Origin of the sequence: Actinomyces sp. ph3 (genome assembly GCF_000308055.1) — a bacterium.
GTDB lineage: Bacteria > Actinomycetota > Actinomycetes > Actinomycetales > Actinomycetaceae > Pauljensenia.
Map to the genome: position 1 here is coordinate 85,054 of NZ_CAGY01000002.1, position 20,017 is coordinate 105,070.

At 56.7% G+C, this 20,017-nt stretch carries 12 protein-coding genes; 1 reads left to right on the top strand and 11 read right to left on the bottom strand.

Annotated elements, in window-relative coordinates; translation table 11 throughout:
* Nucleotides 1-48 precede the first annotated feature (48 nt).
* The 5 genes from HGAS_RS03955 to HGAS_RS03975 all read right to left on the bottom strand — a co-directional run bounded on the left by HGAS_RS03955 (nucleotide 49) and on the right by HGAS_RS03975 (nucleotide 9,867).
* Nucleotides 49-4,029 carry an endo-beta-N-acetylglucosaminidase gene (locus HGAS_RS03955; protein ID WP_019126579.1) on the bottom strand — a complete coding sequence of 1,327 codons (3,981 nt, stop codon included), beginning with the start codon at nucleotides 4,027-4,029 and terminating at the stop codon, nucleotides 49-51.
* 517 nt (nucleotides 4,030-4,546) lie between these two features.
* A complete protein-coding gene (locus HGAS_RS03960) occupies nucleotides 4,547-5,929 on the bottom strand; it encodes an extracellular solute-binding protein (RefSeq protein ID WP_019126580.1) in 1,383 nt (460 codons plus the stop codon).
* Between the two features lie 120 nt (nucleotides 5,930-6,049).
* Nucleotides 6,050-6,877 carry a carbohydrate ABC transporter permease gene (locus HGAS_RS03965; protein ID WP_009407866.1) on the bottom strand — a complete coding sequence of 276 codons (828 nt, stop codon included), beginning with the start codon at nucleotides 6,875-6,877 and terminating at the stop codon, nucleotides 6,050-6,052.
* 1 nt (nucleotide 6,878) lies between these two features.
* Nucleotides 6,879-7,949, bottom strand: coding sequence for a carbohydrate ABC transporter permease (locus HGAS_RS03970; protein ID WP_019126581.1), 1,071 nt, complete (start codon nucleotides 7,947-7,949; stop codon nucleotides 6,879-6,881).
* On the bottom strand, nucleotides 7,942-9,867 hold the full coding sequence (locus HGAS_RS03975) for a glycoside hydrolase family 2 protein (RefSeq protein ID WP_019126582.1): 1,926 nt from the start codon (nucleotides 9,865-9,867) through the stop codon (nucleotides 7,942-7,944). The genes HGAS_RS03970 and HGAS_RS03975 overlap by 8 nt, the downstream gene beginning before the upstream one ends.
* Before the next feature lie 162 nt (nucleotides 9,868-10,029).
* On the opposite strand from HGAS_RS03975, the gene HGAS_RS08470 reads away from it, so the two are divergent.
* A complete protein-coding gene (locus HGAS_RS08470; RefSeq protein WP_019126583.1) occupies nucleotides 10,030-11,109 on the top strand; it encodes a LacI family DNA-binding transcriptional regulator in 1,080 nt (359 codons plus the stop codon).
* A gap of 184 nt (nucleotides 11,110-11,293) precedes the next feature.
* On the opposite strand, the gene HGAS_RS03985 is transcribed toward HGAS_RS08470, so the two are convergent.
* The 6 genes from HGAS_RS03985 to HGAS_RS04010 all read right to left on the bottom strand — a co-directional run bounded on the left by HGAS_RS03985 (nucleotide 11,294) and on the right by HGAS_RS04010 (nucleotide 19,949).
* The gene (locus tag HGAS_RS03985) at nucleotides 11,294-13,099 is read right to left on the bottom strand and encodes a dipeptide ABC transporter ATP-binding protein (RefSeq protein WP_233993704.1); all 1,806 of its coding nucleotides are present in this window, start codon (nucleotides 13,097-13,099) and stop codon (nucleotides 11,294-11,296) included.
* Between the two features lie 35 nt (nucleotides 13,100-13,134).
* The gene (locus HGAS_RS03990; RefSeq protein WP_019126585.1) at nucleotides 13,135-14,103 is read right to left on the bottom strand and encodes an ABC transporter permease; all 969 of its coding nucleotides are present in this window, start codon (nucleotides 14,101-14,103) and stop codon (nucleotides 13,135-13,137) included.
* Nucleotides 14,096-15,019 carry an ABC transporter permease gene (locus tag HGAS_RS03995; protein WP_019126586.1) on the bottom strand — a complete coding sequence of 308 codons (924 nt, stop codon included), beginning with the start codon at nucleotides 15,017-15,019 and terminating at the stop codon, nucleotides 14,096-14,098. The genes HGAS_RS03990 and HGAS_RS03995 overlap by 8 nt, the downstream gene beginning before the upstream one ends.
* A 334-nt stretch (nucleotides 15,020-15,353) precedes the next feature.
* Nucleotides 15,354-16,940 (bottom strand): peptide ABC transporter substrate-binding protein, encoded by a 1,587-nt coding sequence (locus tag HGAS_RS04000; protein ID WP_019126587.1) that lies wholly within the window; start codon nucleotides 16,938-16,940, stop codon nucleotides 15,354-15,356.
* 385 nt (nucleotides 16,941-17,325) lie between these two features.
* Nucleotides 17,326-18,621, bottom strand: a complete 1,296-nt coding sequence (locus HGAS_RS04005) for an App1 family protein (protein ID WP_019126588.1) — start codon at nucleotides 18,619-18,621, stop codon at nucleotides 17,326-17,328.
* A 5-nt stretch (nucleotides 18,622-18,626) separates the two neighbouring features.
* A complete protein-coding gene (locus HGAS_RS04010; protein WP_019126589.1) occupies nucleotides 18,627-19,949 on the bottom strand; it encodes an MFS transporter in 1,323 nt (440 codons plus the stop codon).
* Nucleotides 19,950-20,017: the final 68 nt, after the last annotated feature.

The following is a 20,017-nucleotide window of genomic DNA, read 5'->3' on the forward strand; positions in this document are numbered from 1 at the left end:
GGTTTCCAACCCGGGCACAAAGCTCTTCTCAATACTTAGAAGAGCCGCTCACCTTTCCTCGCGCTTGCGACGCAAAGCGGTGAGAGTCCCACCGGTCATCACCAGGATCAGTGCAATCGCACCAATCACCGCGACAGTGACACCGGTGCCAGCGAGAGACGAGCCCGCCTTCTTGCTCGCGCTGTTCTTCGGGTTCGTCATCGCTGACTTACCCTGATCATTCCCGGCTTGGCTCGCCTGATCCTTGCCGGGTTGCTGGCCGTTTGTTCCGGGGGCATTGCCCTGGGGATCATTCGGCACATTCCCAATACCAATCCCCGTATTTCCACCATTTCCAGCCTGGTTACCCTGGGTGCTTCCCTGGCCGTTGCCCTGGTCGCTATCGGACGAGGCCGAGGCGGAAGGCTGAGGTTGCGTCGTGGGTTGCTCGCTGGGCTGGCTTGGCTGGGCAGTGGGCTGAGCGCTGGGCTCAGCGGTGGCCTCGGCAGTTGGCGAGGCCGAGGGGCTCACTGACGCAGAAGGAGCAGAGCTGGGTTCCTCGGAGGGCTGCGGCTGGGCCGAAGGCTCCGCGGTGGGTTGAGCACTTGGTTCAGTCGAGGGCTGAGCACTGGGCTGCGTTGACGGCGCAGCTGTTGGCGTAACCGTAGGTGCTACTGTCGGCTCAGCAGAGGGCTCAGTCGTGGGCGTAGGAGTCGGCGTAACCGCTCCCCCATTCACCGTCAGCATCAGGCTCATTGTCGAAGCGTTGCCCGATTCATCCGTTGCAGTGAGAACCAGTTCTCGAGTCCCGCTCCACGTCGGGGTTCCCGAAATGGTTCCGCTGGCCAAATCAAGCGAGAGACCCGAGGCGGTCACTCCCGAATCAGAAGCTGCGCGATCCATTGAGTGGTTATTCCGTGTATTCGCAGAGCGAGCTCCCCAATCGAAGATTGGCTCATCATCGTCATCCCAACCATCATTAGGACCGTGGGTGGGCGCAGCGGTGGGCTCAGTGGTGGGTTCATCGCTCGGCTCATTGGTATCGGGCAGAAGCATCGGGTCATTCAAGGCCTTTGGCCCCTCGCCCGTGGTCGGAATTGCCACAGAATTGCCTTCGGGTCCATCCGGATCCACCAGTTTGGCCGACAAAGTAACGGTCGAGAAGTTATCGCGAGCAGTCGCAACGATATTCTTCATTGACGCACCCGCGGCGATCTCTTGATCGTTCCACGGGCTGGCCCACAGCTCGGGTGCCGCACGGTCAACGATTCCCATTGCCCCGTCTTTTGCCTTCACAACCACTTGTCCCGAGGTGTTACCCGCGTAGTCGGTAATCGAGTAGGTTGCACCGTGGGTCCCCAGAGGACGCGTGCGCTTGAGCTGGCCGTTCTCATCCCGGTTACCCCAGTCGGAACGGTTGTTCTTACCGCGGGTAGCGGTCCAGCTTTGGTCACCCATCGCATTGATCTTCTGCCAGTCCTTTGTCGTTGGGTTAACCAGCTTGTACTTTGCACCGTCTAGTCCGACAAAGTCCTGTCGTCCCATCGGTCGCGAGTATGAATCGTTGTAACGTCCGCGCAATGCCAGAGCTGAAATCGCACCGGTATCGACACCCAAGGGTTGAACCGTTGCTCGGAACATCAAGCCTTCTGCGGGAGCGGGCAGAGATACCGAAGTATCTTCTGGACCGACCGTGTATTCGGCGTATCCGTGGTAGGGGTTGTCCTCGCCCGCGTACAAAGTTTCAAGACGAACCTTGTATCCGGTGGGTGTCCCAGAAGCTGGTGCCTTCCACGACAGTTCGACCTGTCCCGAGGTCGCTGCTTGAGTGAAGTTGCCGTTGGCATCCTTCGCAGTTGCATAGGTCAATTCACTGGGAAGGGCTGAGCGATTAACGACCAGTTCGGCAGGCTGTGAAATCGATCCGTCCTTGCCCACTGCTCGAAGTCGGAGCATATAGCTGCCCTCAAGATCAACCTTCTTGACGTAGCGCGAATCCCCATAGGCCTGAGCAAGATGACGCACATTGCCTGAGGCATCCACGGCCTCGAGAATGTAGGAATCGACGGAGGCAAAGTCTGCCTTCTGCCACGAAACGTTCATCTCACCATCGGTGGTCAGCTCGTCGATCCTAAATCCAGCGGGGATCGCGGGTGTGGAGGACTCATCGCTGACAGCAAGTTTGCCGACGTTCACCTGCACATCTCCGCTTCCCTCAACCTGCAGGCCCATCGTTGCAATTGTTCGACCCTGGAAGTCAGAAAGATCAACAAGCGAATCCTTCCATCCATCTGTCGAGGCCGTACCCAAGGAGAGAGTGACAACTTCCCCCGGCTTGTCGGCAAAGACCAGTGCCAGGCGAGCCTTCGTTGACGCATCCTTTGCGCGCCACACAACTTCAGCGGTCGAGTTCTCCTTCACGTCCAGGTTCGTCTTGTACAGGCGAATGGTCTGCGCTTGCTGCGCTTGACCGTAGAGGACAAGAGAGTTTCCTCCCTGGTAGGCGCCAACTGGCGAATACGGCAGAGCCACCTCTTTACCCTGCAGATCAACTCGGGGTTCTTCGCCGTAGTCGAAATCAGCCTTCAGGGTTGCCCCACCCTGGCCTGTAATCCACCACTGCCACGAGGGCAAAATGGATTGAGCTCCCATATCCGACCACTCGGAAGTATTGCTAACAGCACCCTTCGTGTAGGAACGCATCCCTTTACCGGTCGAGAAATTCGTCCAGAAATTGCTTCCCTGAATGACGCTTCGAGCCGGGGCAAAGTCTGCGACTCCAACCCATCCACTGCCCTTCACGCCTACGGCAGGATTGGGCTGCCCGTTGGCGGAGCCGGTCTGAGTGACGTCCTGCTTCATTCCAGAAAAGTACATGCGTTCACGCTGGGCAATCATCCACTGATAGGGCTGTTGCTGCATGAAAGGACGAGCCGAATCGCTGCGGCCGGTGATTTCCTGAATATTGTCATCCAGACCGCGTTGGTAGTGATCCGAGGGAGTAAAGAGAGCAATCGAGGTCAGCGGGGAGTGATTTTCTTTCGAGGCGTAGCCTTGGTCGACCCCACCACTCGAGCGAAAACCGGTCTGGTTGGCTTCGATTCCGGCGAATACTTCCTTGTAGGGGTCGTATCCATTCGCAAGCGCCCAGCTGTTCATTCGCTTGCCGTTGTTTCCGTAGTTGACGAAGACCGAGGAGTGAATACGCCCGTGTTCATCGTCGCGCAGCCACGCGGCCTTGGATTCATTAAAGGAAGAGTTCGTGTCGTACCACTGAGTCCACAAACCCTGGCTGGTCAGGTAGGACATGAAGGGCTTGAATTCCTCGTCGTCCCCCCATTCTTCTTGGTTGAGGAAATAGCCGTCGAAACCGTAGTACTTGGCCATATCAACCAGTTTCTTGGCGATGAGGTAGCCCTGGGAGTTCGGATCTTTATCGAACATCTCGGTGAAGGTCAGACCCGGGCGGAATGAGGGGTCGAAGTACAAGATCGCAATCGACTTCACACCATTGCGGTGTGCGGCATTGGTGTATTCGGGACTGGGCAGGGTAAGAACACCGAACTCAAATCCGCGGTTACGCCAATCCGAGGTTGCTGGATTGTAGATTGCCTGCGGAACCCCCAAGGAAGCACCGCCGTGCCACGGTGACCAGTAGTCCGTGTACTGCCAGAAGTTCAAAGTATGGTCGGTGAAAGTGTTGTTAAAGGTTGTTGAGCCGAAGAAGGAATTTCCGTAGTCGCCCTGCATGAGCATGATTTCGGATTTCCCATCCAGTTCTGGCTTCACCTGGGTGTCAGGATTTCGATCAATTCGAGGCTGGAGTGGGACGGTTGCACGAAGCTGACTTGCAAACGGGTCAGATTCGGGGGTCCAGTCACGCAGGTCTTGAACGCGGTAGCCCGAGACTACGGGCTGTGCACTTGCGACCGCAGAATCACCCTGAGGTGGATAGGAGTCTGCAGCGAATGCAGCGGGGATTATCAACGCGCTAGCGGCGGTCAGTGCGCCAATGGCAACAAGGCGCCTCTTATTCTTATGTGTCGACATCTGCCAGGAGCTCCTTCGCCCTGTCGATTTGTGTGTAGTTGTGGGTACGCAAAGTACCAATGTGGCCCATGTGGGATTCCAAGAGTCACAGGCGGCGCCCGATCCGCTGCGATCGATTGCCGACGGGAAAAACCGGTTAAGTTCATCGGTTAGAAGTCATGGTACCAAAGCACAATCGACACCAAAACCTGTTCTGACCACCAATGATAACGATTTGATAAACCGTATGAAGGAGCAACCTGCTTTGAACGCATAGCAAAGAAAAGGGACGGGAACGCATTCACATAGAACACGTTCCCGTCCCGATTATTCAGCCGCTTTCTCGCAACTAGCGCGAACTTTCGCGATATCTCAGCGCGCACTCTTTCCGACACATCACTGGCGTTTATTCACGTGTCGGCCCCTGACCCCACTGGAATCGAATCATGGTCTCGCGCTAACAAGCGGCTGTCACCGTTGAGGGAGCAGCAAGAGGCCCCTCAACGAAGTACCCCGTAGGGAAATTTGATAAACACTCCTACTTCAGTGAAGAGCTAGCAGTTTCCTGCAGCTTGTCCAGAGTCGTATCAACTGCAGCTCCGTTCAGCCAGGTGGCCTCAATCTGCTCCTGGATCTGGTCTGCGATCTTCGGCCATGCCTCGACGCGCGGAGCCATACGAGCGTAGGTCGTCGCGGTCTTCAGGTACTGCGAGCGGTGCGGAGCATTGAGGTACTCGCTAGAATCCAGAGCCTTCTGAGTTGAAGGCATGTGACCCGTTGCGATCGCCCAGTCGCCGGTGTGCTCATTGAGGAACTTCGCAAACTCGAAGGCTGCGCGATACTTCTTCGCATCGGGCTTGGCCGAAACGGGGACGGTCCACACGTGGGAGTTCGCCCAGGTTGCCTTGTCCTTGAAGAGCATGAGCGCATCGCTGGTCTCGTACTTGAAGGGAGCTTCAGCGGTGAACTGGTTGACCGACCACACACCGTTGTACATGACGGCCGACTCGCCGCGCAGGAAGCCCTGAACCGAGGCATCGTAGTCGTGGTTAACGGTCGTGTAACCTTCCTTAACCAGGGTATTAATGAATTCCAGCGAGGTCTTCGCCTCGGCCGAGTTCATATTTGCCTTGGTTCCGTCCGCGGAAATGATGTCCGAGCCCTGCTGCTGGACCAAAGTCATCCACAAGCGCTCACCCATGGGGTCCTTCGACAGGGCGATATCGATGTAGTTCTTTCCGGTCTTTTCCTTCACGGCCTTGGCGTGAGCAAGGAGCTCATCGGGCGAAGTCGGAAGCTTGTAGGTGCCATCCTCACCGACCAATCCGGCCTGGGAGAGGATATCCATATTCAGGTGACTAATGATGGCGTGGGTGTCGAAGGGAACGCCCCACTTCTTGTCCTTGTAGGTCACGGCATCCAAAGCCGGCTTCGTCGAGCCGGACAGGTCGATGCCCACTCCATCGGGCACCTCCATGAGCAGGCCCTTGGCAGCATAGTCGGGCAGGTTGGAGCCGTGCATGATTGCCACGTCGGGGCGATCCGACGAGGCCAGAGCAGCATTGAGCGAGTCGTAGTAGCTGTGCCACGAGGCGCCGCCCATACGCTCAACCTTGATTCCCCACTTGTTCTCTGCATTGAACTTGTTGGTGAGGATCGAGATGGCTGTGCATTCACTGTTGGCCTTGGACAGGTCGGTGACACCATCGGTCTTTTCCTGGCAGTCGCCGAAGAAGCGAGCCATGGTGATGGTGGTTCCCTTGAGGTCGTCATCGCTGACGGAAGCAATTGCCGTTCCATCAACAGTCTTCGAGGAGGAGGCGGAGTTCACTCCACATCCGGTGAGTACAAATAGCGCGGTCGTCGCCAGTGCGCATGCACCGATTCCCGCGTGACGTGTCAGTGCGCGTCCTTGTCGCATTGTCATGCCTTTCGTTGTGTGGTGAATAGTGAGTTTTCGTGTGAGTAAGATCCTCATTGCCGAGGCCGGGTTTCCCTTTCCCGACAGTGACGATCAGGCGTGTGGCGCAGGTGGCGATGCCTACTTATCACCACTGGATAGTGAGATTCCTCGGATCAGATACTTCTGAAGCAGCAGGAAGACAATGAGCAGGGGTGCCGCACCGACAATTCCTCGGGCCATAAGCGAGCCCAATTCCGTCGATTGCGCGAAGGTTCCCTGCAGGGAGGCCAAACCGGTCGTTACCGTGAACATTTCGGGCTTTGTCGCCGAGACCAATGGCCACAGGTAGTCATTCCAGGTTTGTACGAAGGAGAAGGTCGCAAGCGCGATCAGAGCCGGCCGCGCAAGGGGCACCATGATGGAGAAGAAAATCCTCACGGGTGAAGCCCCATCAACCTGCGCGGCTTCCTCCATTTCACTGGGCACCTGCGAGAAGAACTGAGTCATGATGAACACGCCCAATGGGAAGGCAACCCGGGGGAAAATCAGCGCAATATAGGAATTCGCCAGCCCGGCCTCGGAAAACATCATGAAGAGGGGAACGAACATCGCTTCTTTGGGAACCATCATTCCGGCCAAGGTCAGTCCGTACACAATGGTTCGCCCCGGGAAGGGAAGCTTTGCGAATGCATAACCGGCAGCGGCGCAGATGATCACCGTAATGACTGTGGCCGTGATCGAGACGATCATCGAGTTCAGGAACCATCGACCTGCCAAGCCAGTTCGGAATACATCGGCATAGTTCGACAGGGTGGGTTCTGTGGGCACAAGAATCTGCGAGTTCGTCTTCAATGACGAGTTCGAACTCAGAGAGATCACCAGCGTCCACAGCAGCGGAATAAGCCACAGCAGAGCAAGTGCCATCATGACGACGTGGTAGCCGCACGACTTGAGTTTCTCGCGCATGTCAGCGGCTCCTTTGCCGTGAGATCAGGAATTGGATCAAAGAGATGAAGACCATCAGGACGAAGAGCACCAGGGACATTGCCGAGGCGTAGCCAAGCTGAGTGTCTCTAAAACCGGTCTGGTAGATGTAGCGCACCAGAACGTCAGTCGTGCCACCCGGGCCTCCAGCCGTCATGATGTTGACCTGACCGAAGATTTGGAACGAGGCGATGATCTGGGTGACAAGGACCAGCACCGTTGCGTGGCGCAGACCGGGAAGGGTGATACTGACGAACTTTTGGAAAGAGTTCGCGCCGTCCAAGCTTGCGGCCTCGTATAGCGTCGGATCGATGTCCTGCAATCCCGCACCGAAGAGGATGAGGTTGAATCCGACGGTCCACCACACGGTCGTCACGACGATTGCAGACATTGCCCATTTGGGATCCGACAGCCAAGCAATGGTTCCCCACCCCATGTGTTCGGTGAAGCGAGCCACGATGCCTCGTGAGGGGTTGAGCATGTAGCCCCAGATCAGCGTGGCTACCGAAACCGGAAGGACATAGGGGACGAAGAATGCCGCACGATAGAAGGCAGAGGCTTTCCCTCCGCGCTGAAGAAGCAGAGCGTAGATCAGGCCAAGGCCCACGATGATCGGTGTTGAGACCAAGGTAAAAACCGCGGTGTTCTTCATCGCGTTCCAAAAACGCGGATCAGACCAGGAACCGCTATCTCCCGGATGGATTCCCAAAAGAATTGCTGCGCCGATCAGAGTGACGATCAACAGAATGCGTCCTGAGTTGAGGTCACTTTCACGCACTGCCTTGATGGCCACATACACTCCGCAGGCCAAGCAGATCAGTCGAGCAATCCACATGGAGCTGATGTCCCAGACCAAGCCCGTTCCGCCCAGCATGTGGGTGTAGTTTTCAAGCCCGATCCATTCCCGGGTACTCCCCAGCAGATCCCAGTCGAAGAAAGACATCAGAATCGCTTGGACTACGGGGAAGAGGATGAAAACCCCGTAGAAGATCAGGAAGGGCAGGGTGAAAGCAAAGTTCGTTGCCCAGCGACGGAGGACCCGGGCTTTAGGCATCGCGATCACCTTCAAAAGCCCGCGAAACGGCGCTGCGCTCATCGGTACCAAGGACCGCACTGGCCTCGACAATCGTACGAGGCCGGATTTGCGCGCTCTGGCGAGCAGAACTGGTGACGAATCCTCGGATAACCTCCAGCGGAAGCTTGGGATTGCGATTTTCGTCGGCGAGGCCGTTGGTTTCCTGACGGGTATCCGTCAGTTGTGTGTAGCAGAAGCCAGCCAGAATGGGCGAGGATTCAAGAGCATCGAAAAGTCCGCTCACACGCTCCTCATAGGCCTCGACAGTGGGGACAACTGCGTAGCCCCATGCGTCCTCGGCATCCAGGGGCAGCGAAATCCCGCCGAACTCCGTGACCATCACGGGACGGTCATCATTCCAGGCCTCGCCCAGTAGGATCTTGCGTCCTTGCGGACCTACTCCGTTGACCAGTTCGGCAATCGCCTCGCGGTCGCGATAGTTCACTCGCAGCTGCTCACCATAGACGCCATAATCGTGAGTCGTCACAATCGGAGTCTCTAGCTGTTCCCAGCCATCGTTAGCAATAACGGGGCGGGTTCCATCAAGCGCTTCGGTCAAAGCAACGACCGAGCGTACGAAGGCCTGCTGCTTTGGTGAGGTGACGATCAGGTCCACTCCCCAGCTTTCATTGAAGGGCACCCAGACGATCAGACTGGGATGGTTACGATCGCGCAAAACCAGATCGTGCCATTCCTGCGTTGTCACACTGACTGCTCGATCGCTAAAGGCATAGGCGGATGCAGATTCTCCCCACACCATCATTCCCATGCGATCGGCCCAGGTCAGTGTGCGTCGATCCGCACTTCGCTCGTGGATACGGACAAAGTTGAAGCCCATATCGCGAGCCAGCTCCAGATCCGCCTTCAGAGCCTGCGGGCTGGGGGCAGTGAAGTAGGACGAGGGCCAGTAGCCCTGGTCCAGAACGCCACGCAGGTAAGTGGGCTGGTGGTTTATTTCCAAGTAGCGGTGCGAGAGGCTGACATCGCGGATACCGACGTAGGAAACAACTTCGTCATCACCAACGCAGATCCGCGCGTTGATGAGGTTGGGGTGGGCGGGCGACCACAGTAGGCGCCCCCATTCCTGTCGGTTTGCCAGTCCGGGGATTTGAGCGACGAGGCGCAGCGAGCGCGAGCGTATCCGGACCATACTTGCAGCCAAGGTTTCGCCCGCAAGTTCGAGGGTCAAACTCGCCTCAATCGGATCGATATCACCGCTGGTTTCACGCAGACCTGACAGCGCGATATCGCAGGTAACTTGAGCGTTCTCAATATCCCAAGACCAGGTCAGCGACTCAATGTAACCTTCGGGAACGACTTCCATCCAGACATCGCGCCAGATTCCAACGACCGAGTGATACCAAATACCGTGGGGGTTTTCCTGCCAGTCTTGTTTGCCGCGCGGCTGGTCCACAGCGTCAAGGCGATCCTGTGCGCGGACGACAAGTTCAAGGCCGTCATCTAGATAATCGGATGAATCAACAGTGATGGTGAATGGCGTGTACCCACCTTCATGATGCATATGGTGACGGCCGTTAATCCAGACATCACAGGTGAAATCAACCGCTTCGAAGTGAATACGCAGGTGCTGCCGGGAGGAAGTGTCATCAGCACCTGCCTGAAGAAGGTCTTCGGGGGTAATGGTGCGTCGATACCAGACAACATCAGATCGTTCCCCACTCCAGCCGCTGTCCGGGCTTCCAGGTGGGAAGGGGACAGTGATCGTCTTGGAGAAGGTGACTCCGGGCAGGTACCACCCCAGGGTGAGTCCCTCATCGCTTGAATCCGTAGCGAAGGACCACTGGCCATTGAGATTCAGCCAGGATTCACGACAGAGATCAGGGCGCGGATAATTCGCGTCGCTCCATGCATCGAAAGTGTCTACGTTGACCTTCATGGGATTATCATGCACGATTTACCCCAAAATTGCAACGTAGCAAATTAAGTACAATTCCTCAGCGATCGACCAGAATATTCAGTAGACTGAAGCAATAATCCCTGATGACATCGCTGTTAACAACACTTTTTGGAGACGCACATGAAATCTTCACGGCCTAACATGCGCGACGTTGCGCAGCTTGCCGGTGTTTCACAGCGCACCGTTTCAAACGTAGTAAATAATTTCCCGCACATCTCCCCCACCACTCGACGCGCTGTTGAAGACGCGATTCGTCAACTTGGTTACCGCCCAAACATTGCGGCACAGCGACTTCGCCAAGGTCAGACCCATACCTTAGCGCTCGCAATCCCCAACCTTGCCTGGCCGTATTTTGGGGAGATCGCGCACCTGATTCAAGATGAGGCACGACGCAACGGATACTCGATCATGGTTGTCGAAACTGCCGGAACTCGCGAACATGAAGTTTCAGTCCTGCGAGATTTCAGAACCAATCTCATTGATGGCCTGATTCTCTCCCCCATCGAATTGGACCGCGAAGGCCTAGCTGAACTTGCCCTTGATGCTCCCCTTGTTCTGCTGGGTGAACGAATCCAAGACGCCGGCATCCCCCACTACTCAATGGATAACGTCTCTGCGGCCTCGGAGATGGTGCACCACCTCTACCAGCAAGGCGCGCGTAGCTTCTTGATTCTTGGCTCGACACATACTCGCGCGACCTCCAGCGCAGGAGCTCTTCGCCAGCGAGGAATTGAGAAGGCTCTGTCCGAGCTCGGCTTAGATTCGTGGGCGTGGCGTAGCGTCGAAGTTTCTCCTTGGACCGCTGAAGGGGCTGAATCGGCTCTTGGCCAGTGGCTGGAATCAAATACGCTCCCCGATGCGATTTTTACGATGAATGACCTTTTGGGGGCCGGTGCTTTACGCGCACTTTCTCGCGCGCAAGTACGCGTCCCCGAAGACGTCTTGGTTTCTTCATGGGACGACACCGTCCTCTCGCGCTTCTCAACCCCGGCACTCACAACCATCTCCCCCGATACCCACGCGATCGCGCACGAGGCCGTCCAAGGGCTGATTGCGCTTATTGAGGGACGCGGGGGTGCAGGTGGCAAACAGGCACCCACATCACCTGAAGAGCAGAGCAATGAGGAAAGCAACGCCTCGTCAGCCGATCTCCCACACGCGGTGGCAGACGTAACGGTCTCACACACGCTGACAATCCGCCGGTCGACCCTACGCGCATAAGCTCCTTTATTCCTGTTTTAGCTCGCACACCTGCGGCCTTAGAACAGCAATAGGACAGGAATGAGCAAGCTAAAGCAGGAATAGGGCGGAGGGTGAGCAGCCGACGCGCACACATACACTACGCCCAGATACACGTGTGGGCAGACCCGAAGGCCTGCCCACACGAGAAAATCACGAAAAACACTCAGAGGTTGAGCTGGATCTTGCGTCCGGGGACGGCCTCGATCAGCTCGCGAGTGTAATCCTGAACTGGGTGATCAAAGAGTGCATCGGTCGTGTTTGCCTCGACCAGACGCCCCTTCTCCATAACCACAACATCGTCTGCGATCTGGCGGACAACGGCCAGGTCGTGAGTAATGAACAGGTAAGACAGTCCAAGCTCAGCTTGCAGATCGTTGAGCAGGTGCAGAATCTGGTTCTGAACCAGCACGTCCAGTGCGGAAACGGCCTCGTCAAGGACAATTACCTCGGGGTTGAGCGCAAGAGCACGCGCAACCGCGACGCGCTGACGCTGACCACCGGAGAGCTCATTCGGGTAACGACGCATGGCGCTACGCGGCAGGGCAACCAAGTCAAGCAGCTCGGCGACGCGCTCTTCACGCAGCTTCTTGTCGGACTCGGAGTGTCCTTCAAGAGCGGCAACTGCCCACGGCTCGGGCTCGCGGCCCGTGGCCTCGGCGCGCTTGATTTCGGCGCGCGCGTACTCCAGGGTGCCGTAGCCGTGAATCTTCAGCGGCTCTTCGATGATTCGGTAGATCGAATACATCGGGTCGAGCGAACCGTAGGGGTTCTGGAACACGGCCTGGAGGCGACGACGCAGCGCGAAAAGCTGTGCCTCGCTGTACTCCGAGGTGTCCTCGCCGTCAAAGAAGATCTTGCCCGAGGTCGGCTCCAGCAGGTGGAGGATCATATTCGCGGCAGTTGACTTACCGGAACCGGATTCACCCACGACCGCCAGAGTCTTTCCACGGCGCAGCGTGAAGGAGACATCGTCGACCGCGAGAAGCTTCGAGGCCTCGCCCTTCGCGCCACGGATGTGGAACTCCTTGGTGAGGTGCTCGACGCGAATCATTTCCTCGCTCGAGGCGTTCTTCGCCGAGCCGGTGAACTCTTCTTCCGTGTGCGTGATGCCGCGCGCGTGAGCGGACTCGATACGTGCCGAGGCCAAGGACGGAGCCGCGGAAACCAGACGCTTCGTGTAGGGGTGCTGCGGGTGCTGGAGGATCTCGAGTGCCGGACCAGACTCCACAATGCGACCGCGGTGCATAACGACCAGCTGTTCGGCGCGCTCAGCGGCCAGACCCAAGTCGTGAGTAATGAAGAGCACTGCCGTGCCCATTTCCTTGGTCAGCGTCTCGAGGTGATCGAGAATGCGACGCTGAACAGTCACGTCCAGTGCCGAGGTGGGCTCGTCAGCAATGAGCAGCTTGGGACGAGAAGCAAGACCGATAGCGATCAACACGCGCTGACGCATACCGCCCGAGAACTCGTGCGGGTACTGCTTTGCGCGGCGCTCTCCGTCGGGAAGGCCTGCCTGCTCGAGGAGCTCAGTAACGCGCTCTCCGGCCTCGGACTTGGGAACAATATTGTTCGCCAGCAAGGCTTCCTTGACCTGGGTACCGACGCGAAGAACGGGGTTCAGGTTACTCATCGGGTCCTGGGGAACCAAGCCAATTCCGGATCCGCGCAGTTCGATCCATTCCTTGGAGCTCATCGTGGTGAGCTCCTTGCCGTCGAACTCGATGGAGCCGCCGGTCACCTTACCGGTGCCCGGAAGCAGGCCAATAACGGCAGCGGCTGTGGTTGACTTACCCGAACCGGACTCGCCGACGATTGCGACGGTCTGACCGGGGTAAATGGTCAGGTTAGCTCCGCGAACGGCGGGAACAACACCGGTCGAGGTCGTGAAGGTGACCTCAAGGTCGGTGATCTTCAGCAAAGGGTTGGCGTCGTCCGGGTGGATTTCAGCCTTCTCAGCACCTTCGAGGATGACCTCGGTGACAGTCTCTTCGAATTGTTCTTCGTTCACTTCTTCGCCTTCGGGTCAAGGGCTTCGCGAACGGCGTCACCCATCGTGATGAAGCTGAGCACGGTCAAGGCCAGTGCCATAGCGGGGTAGAAGAGAACCATTGGTGCCTGCCTCAGGTTATCCTTCGCCTGCGAGATATCAAAACCCCAAGACACATCCGTCGGGGGAAGACCAATACCCATGAAGGACAGCGAGGCCTCGGCGACGATGAAGGAACCCAGAGCAACCGTCGCATAGACGATAATCGGTGCCATCGAGTTCGGGATGATGTGGGAGAGCAGGATGCGCCAACGCGATGCACCGGTTGCCTTCGCGGCCGTCACAAATTCTTCGTTCTTGGCGCTCATGACCGAGCCGCGTGTAATACGTGCGATCTGAGTCCAGCCGAACAACGACAAGACCAAGATGACCATCCAGATGTTGCGGTACTGCTTGAACATCTGCATGAAGACAATGGCTGCGAGCAGCAGGGGAACTGCAAAGAAGATGTCGGTGACACGTGAGATCACGGCGTCGATCCAGCCGCCGAGGTAGCCGGCGATCGAACCAAGAGTTGCACCGATCAAGACGACGCAGATCGTCGTCAGGACACCGACGGAAACCGAGGCGCGTGCGCCGTAGATGACGCGGGCGTAAATATCGCAGCCTTGGAAGGTGTAGCCGAAGGGGTGTCCGGCCTCGGGCTTGCCCAAAGAGTGCGAGAGCTCGCAGTAGTCGGGCTTAACGCTCGTGAAAAGCTGTGGGAACGCAGAGATCATGACGGCCATAAGGATGATGACCGCAGCAATCCAGAACAGGGGACGCTTGCGAAGAGTCTTCCATGCTTCGCCCCACATGGACGAAGGTGCAGACTCATCCGCAACTGCATCGACAGCGCCCAGACCGGTCTCATCAATATCCGAGACGTAGTGATCCTGTCCAGCACGAGTACGCGAAATAGCTTGCGAAGGAATGAAATCACTCATAGCGAATCCTCGGATCAAGAACGGCGTACAGCAGGTCAACAAGGAGGTTTGCTGAGATGTAAACCATGACCAAAACTGTCGTGAAGGAAACAACGGTAGCTGACTCACCGCGAACGATCGACTGCCACAAGGTACCGCCAACGCCGTTGATGTTGAAGATACCTTCGGTGATGATTGCACCACCCATGAGGCCACCCAAGTCGCCGCCCAAGAAGGTTGCGACAGGGATCAGTGAGTTACGCAGAATGTGGCGCGTCATCACGGTGCCCTCTTTCAGGCCCTTAGCGCGTGCGGTACGCACATAATCAGCAGAGACGTTCTCAGAAACCGACTGGCGCGTGAGTCTGATGACATATGCAAGGGAGGTTGCACCTAGCACAATCGCAGGCATCGTCAAGGATTTAAAGGAAATCGTAGTTGCCGTGGCAGGAAGCAATCCCCACTTGATGCCAAGAAAGAACTGCATGAGGAAGCCGATAACGAAGGTCGGCACAGAAATGACGACCAGCGAGAGAACCAGGACCGTTGAGTCGAAGATACCTCCACGACGTACGCCTGCAATAACACCGAAGAGGATGCCGAGAATAGCCTCGATCAACAGGGCATAGACGGCCAGACGGATGGTGATCGGGAATGCGGTTGCTAGTACCTCGGTCACCGGTCGCCCGGAGAAGGTCTTCCCAAAATCAAGGGTGAAGATGCCCTTGAGGTAGAGCAGATACTGCATCCAGAAAGGCTTATCAAGGTTGTATTCTTCGCGGATTCGAGCTGCCGCAGCCTCGGTCAGGCCCTTATCGCCACCGAGGGCCGCGACGGGATCACCTGGCATCAGGTGGACCATCGCAAAGATCAGGAACGTTGCTCCAAAGAAGACCGGGATGGTCTGTAGGAGGCGTCGTCCGATGTATCGCAGCATGGACAGGTCCTTTATTACATGTGTTTACGAAGAATTTCCGTAAACGTATCGGGGTTCATCATCATGAACGGGCTTTCACATACGCCTGTAGCTACAAACGGATCAGCGAGATACCGCACGAGATATACATAAACGTATGCGCACTATCGCTCATACTAATGCAAAGAAGTGGTAAATGGTCAATCGTGTGTCTTTAATTACGTAGAGAAGACTCTGAAGAATCCCCCATTGGGAATTCACTGAAAGACACGCGCTCAATGCGTGTGGGGTGGAAGTCGAGAGACTTCCACCCCACAGCCATTCCGCTCACGTATCTAGCGGGGAAGAACTATTTTCAGTTCTTGGTAATCGCGAAGTACTGCACATTCGAGTTCCAGGTGAACTGAACGTTGCTCACCTTGGTGGACCATGCACCGTTGGTGTTGGCGTACCAGGTCGGGATGACCGGCATGTCCTCGAAGAGCAGCTCTTCGGCCTTGTACTGAAGGTCGAGTGCCTCGGTAGGCGAAGCGGACAGCGAGTCGCTCAGGTACTTGTCAAACTGACTGCTCTTCCAACCGGAGTAGTTGGAGGAAGCGTTCGAGGAGTAGGTCGGGAAGAGGAAGTTGTAGAGCGAGGGGTAGTCACCCTGCCAGCCCTGACGGAAGGCGCCCTTGGTGGTGCCGGCCTTCATATCGCCAAGCAGCGACTTGAAGTCTGCGTAGGCATCGCCTTCAGCCTCAATACCCAAGGTGTTCTTGATGGAGTTGCAGGTTGCGTCAACCCACTGCTGGTGGCCACCATCAGAGTTGTAGGAGATGAGGAACTTGCCACTCCACGGAGAGATCGCGTTGGCCTGCTCCCACAGCTCCTTAGCCTTGGTGGGGTTGTACTCCAGAACCTCAGAGCCCTTCAGGCCTTCCTTATACCCGTCAATTGCGGGGGAAGTGAAGTCCTTGGCGGGGGTACGGGTGCCAGAGAAGACCGTCTTGACAATCGAGTTACGATCGATAGACATTGAGATGGCCTTGCGACGCAGCTTGCCTTCTTCACCGGAGAAGTGCTCCAAGCGTTCAGGAATAGTGATGTACTGGATGACGGCTGCGGGCTGGTTAGCAGTACGCCCGGACAGTTCCTGCTGGTAGCTGGAGAAGACCGAGGAGGGCACGCCATCGAGGACATCGAGGTTATCGGAGCTCAGGTCAGCGTAAGCAGCATCGAGGGACTGGTAGAAGACGATGCGGATGCCATTATTCTTCGCGGCACGGGGACCAGAGTAGTTGGGGTTCACGGCCAGATCGATCTGCTTGGAGTGCTGCCAAGCATTCTCATCCTTGGGCATGTACGGGCCGTTACCCACGGGGTGCTCGCCACCCTTCTTGGGGTCTGCCAGAGTCGAGTCGGGAAGCGGAGAGTATGCGGTGTAGCCCAGGCGCTTAATGAAGTCCGATTCAGGACCCTTCAGCTTGACGACGAAAGTGTAGTCGTCAACGATCTGAAGGCCACCTTCCATGTCGCCAGCGCCGTCATCGTCGGTGCCGATAACGCTAGCGAAGAAGCTTGCGGCGCCCAGGTTTTCCTTCGTGGCCATCTTCCATGCCTCAACGAAGTTCTTTGCCAGGACGGGAGTGCCGTCGGAGAACTTGCCATCGTGACGCAGCTTGATGGTCCACTCAGTGTTGTCAGCATTGGGGGTGATGGACTCCGCAGCGTCCAGCTGAGTTGAACCGTCGGCCGCGTAGTAGGCGGGGGACGAGAAGATGCTGGAGACAATGCGGCCGCCACCGGTCTCATTGGTGTTAGCCGGGATCAGCGGGTTCTGCGGCTCAGAACCGTTAACGGTAACAAAGTTGTCCGAAGAACCAGTGCTGCCAGAAGAGCATGCGGTCAGTGCCAGACCAAGGACGGCGGGCACTGCCAGCCACGACCTCTTAAGATTCATGAGATTCCTCCTGTAGGAATTCTGTTCAGTCATATGTGCTGATGTCTCGGAAGCATAGCCCACTTTTTTCCCGAAACCTTCACATGTCCATGATGTAAACATTACATTTCGGTTACGATTACAAAGATTTGGTAAAGAGATATCTGTAACAAGCTCTCAAATTTGTCAACCTATGCCACAAATCACATCGTGGCAGATTTTGCTTCCTCGTCAACCATTCATACCCGGTCCGATCAGGCTTATTGCCTTGTCAACAGCCCCATAAAAGGCGCGAAATTTAAGCTAAAGGTACGAACTAAGCACTGCCGATATGAAGCGAAACAGACTAATCTAAACAATGCAGGACTCGCCGCCTCGAGGACTGAAGCCGGATATTTGGCTAGCTTCAGCGATCCAAATATCCGGTTAGACGTTGCGGGTCGGGCGGTTGTGGCACCAGAGCCGCAACCGCTCGACCTAGCCTAAATCCATCCTCACCGTACAAACGAGGTATTTGGTCGGGGATTTTTTCCAGTTCTCCCAAGGAAATTGGATCAAGAGTGCCGTGTGCCATCAGCTGTTCGAACTGTGACAGCGAGCGAATTGCAATCAGCGCGACATTCTTCGGGAACTCGCGTGCGAACTCCGCATAGATTTCCGGATCATGCTGACCATCATCACCGACCAAGATCCACTGAATATTTGGGAATGTACGCACAAGGCGTCGCAATTCGCGCTTCTTATGTTCAACACCCGAGCGGAACCACCCTGTATTCGACGGCCCGAAATCCGTCATCAAAAAGGCACCCATAGGAAAGTCTGTTCGGCGCAAGAATTCGCGTAAGCCAGGTACCAGGTTCCACGGGCCAGTCGACAGATACATCACCGGCAAGGCATTCGCATGCCTTCCATGCGCGGCCGAAGAAGACTTCTTGCGTTCAGTGTGCTTCTCCTGACCCGAAGGATAGAGGTTGAAACGTGCCACTCGACGCAAGAATCCTGCCATCCCTGGCACGGCCTCGCGATCGGAAACTCTCTCCATCAGCGCGTGCTTTGCCGCGGTCAACAAACGCGGAATCATCGAGACAATGATCGTGTCATCAATATCTGAAACAACACCGTAGCGTTCATCATCACCGATCACTCGTAGCGGGATATCAACAGATTTTGCCGCACGGATACGGCCAAGAACGCGGCCTTCTTCTGCCCTCCCCACCCGTAAAAGAGACTCTCCCGCAGCGCTAGCCCCTTCAACATCAGAAGAGGGATACAGGCGATCTCCTTCGCGAACACCCATTCGCTGAACATCCACGGCGTTCAGAGGCTGAATCGAGGCGAGCTGCCACCCCGGTTCCAAACCGTGCCCAACAAGTTCAATATCGACGTATCCACCACCATCGGTGAATACGACCTTCTGGGCTTGACCACAGGTCACCAGAACTGGTTGAAAAGGAACCTGAGCATCAAAAAACTGACGCCATCCTCGCCGCTGGGTCAACCACGAGCGCTCCCCCACTCGATCTTCCATGACGACGCGAGCCAGAACGCGCGCACGAGTTTGCGAGGCATAGCCTCCAAAGCCGACAACACCCGGGTAGAAGCCCGCCCATCCCAGCACTCGGGCAAGCCCCGTCGACGTGGCCTCGTCAAGGCGAGAGGCCACGGAAAGCGCAAGGGAGGGAAGGTTCTTTCGGGCGAACACCAATTTCAGTCCTCATTCAGAAGATCACGCTGATGCTGCGCTTCTTCCACAGCAGACTCCTCCAAAGAACGCTTCAGGGGAGGAAGACCGATGAGCATAATCAAAACCATGACCCACGCAAAAATTGCAATCATCACGTAGGCACCACCCGAACCGTAACGGTCGACAGCGGGACCCGAGGCAGAAGATCCCAGCGAAACACCCAGATTAATGGCGGTACTCAACCATGCCAGGCCTTCGGTCTGACGGTGTCTGGGAACAGATTTGGTGACCATCATGTTGACGTTCGTCATGGTGGGGGCACAGGCAATGCCACTGATCAACATGATGACGGCCAGGGCAATGATCGTATGCGCCAGCAGGTAGGCGGTCATACCAATTGCCAAGGCGACAACGCCGATGGCAAAAAGCTGCCACAGGGGACGTCGCCAGCTCCGCGCACCGTAGATCAGGGCGGAGATAAACGAGCCAAGCGAGAACATTGCAAGCAGAACACCCGAAAGAGCGGGAACCCCAAGCTCCTTAGTGAAGGCAACAACAGCAATGTCATTCGCACCGAATTGTGCGCCCATTCCCATGTAAGTCAGCATAAGGACGATCATCGCGGGAAGGAGAAGCAGGGATCGTTCGCGCGCGGGTGCCGAGGCCGCCGCGCCCTTAGCATCCGCGGCTGCGTCCTTCGAACCCTCAGTTTCGTCACTAGCTGCTTGGGCGCCGCGACCAGCCTTCCCCAAGGGAACAGGTTCCGAAGAACGCTGGGACAAGAACAGCACGGCGCCGACAGAAAGGAAAACAATGGAGACCGCGACGCCGGTGGTTGGGTGCAAAACCGTTCCCACAACCGTTGCAACGACAGGCCCAACGATGTAGACGAATTCATCGACAGCGGCCTCAAGAGCAAATGCGCTATTGAGCTGTGACACCGTGTCGGTGGTGCGGATCCATCGAGCTCGAACCAATGCACCGGGAGACCCCCAGGTTGCACCAGCAATTCCGGCTGAAACGAACAGGATCGACGGAGAGGCCATCTGAAGAGTCGCCACGCACAACACGATGGTCGCGACTGCCGACACCGCGAAAACCGGCCCCATGACTTTGAGCTGTCCGTAGCGGTCGACAAGGCGTGCCCACATCGGCGCAGTTACTGCCAAAGCGATGATATTGATCGCCGACACCGCACCCGCAAGGGTGTAGTTTCCATAGGCCGCCTGGATCGACAAGATGATCGAGATCGGCATGATGGACATGGGTAGGCGCAAAATGAAGCCGGCGGCTGAAAAACGCCATGCCCGGTTCAGACGAAGAATTTCCCCATAGGTCGACAGCACTGTGCCAGTTTATGCGTTCTTAGGCGCCTTTGGCACTCCCCACGCTTATGGTGCCGCGCACCCCGTAA

What these genes read in the sequence shown, in the direction of transcription:
- HGAS_RS03970 (WP_019126581.1), bottom strand. Translation starts at nt 7,949, where the DNA reads ATGCCTAAAGCCCGGGTCCTCCGTCGCTGGGCAACGAACTTTGCTTTC.
- HGAS_RS08470 (WP_019126583.1), top strand. Translation starts at nt 10,030, where the DNA reads ATGCGCGACGTTGCGCAGCTTGCCGGTGTTTCACAGCGCACCGTTTCA.
- HGAS_RS03955 (WP_019126579.1), bottom strand. Translation starts at nt 4,029, where the DNA reads ATGTCGACACATAAGAATAAGAGGCGCCTTGTTGCCATTGGCGCACTG.
- HGAS_RS03960 (WP_019126580.1), bottom strand. Translation starts at nt 5,929, where the DNA reads ATGCGACAAGGACGCGCACTGACACGTCACGCGGGAATCGGTGCATGC.
- HGAS_RS03990 (WP_019126585.1), bottom strand. Translation starts at nt 14,103, where the DNA reads ATGAGTGATTTCATTCCTTCGCAAGCTATTTCGCGTACTCGTGCTGGA.
- HGAS_RS03995 (WP_019126586.1), bottom strand. Translation starts at nt 15,019, where the DNA reads ATGCTGCGATACATCGGACGACGCCTCCTACAGACCATCCCGGTCTTC.
- HGAS_RS03965 (WP_009407866.1), bottom strand. Translation starts at nt 6,877, where the DNA reads ATGCGCGAGAAACTCAAGTCGTGCGGCTACCACGTCGTCATGATGGCA.
- HGAS_RS04000 (WP_019126587.1), bottom strand. Translation starts at nt 16,940, where the DNA reads ATGAATCTTAAGAGGTCGTGGCTGGCAGTGCCCGCCGTCCTTGGTCTG.
- HGAS_RS03975 (WP_019126582.1), bottom strand. Translation starts at nt 9,867, where the DNA reads ATGAAGGTCAACGTAGACACTTTCGATGCATGGAGCGACGCGAATTAT.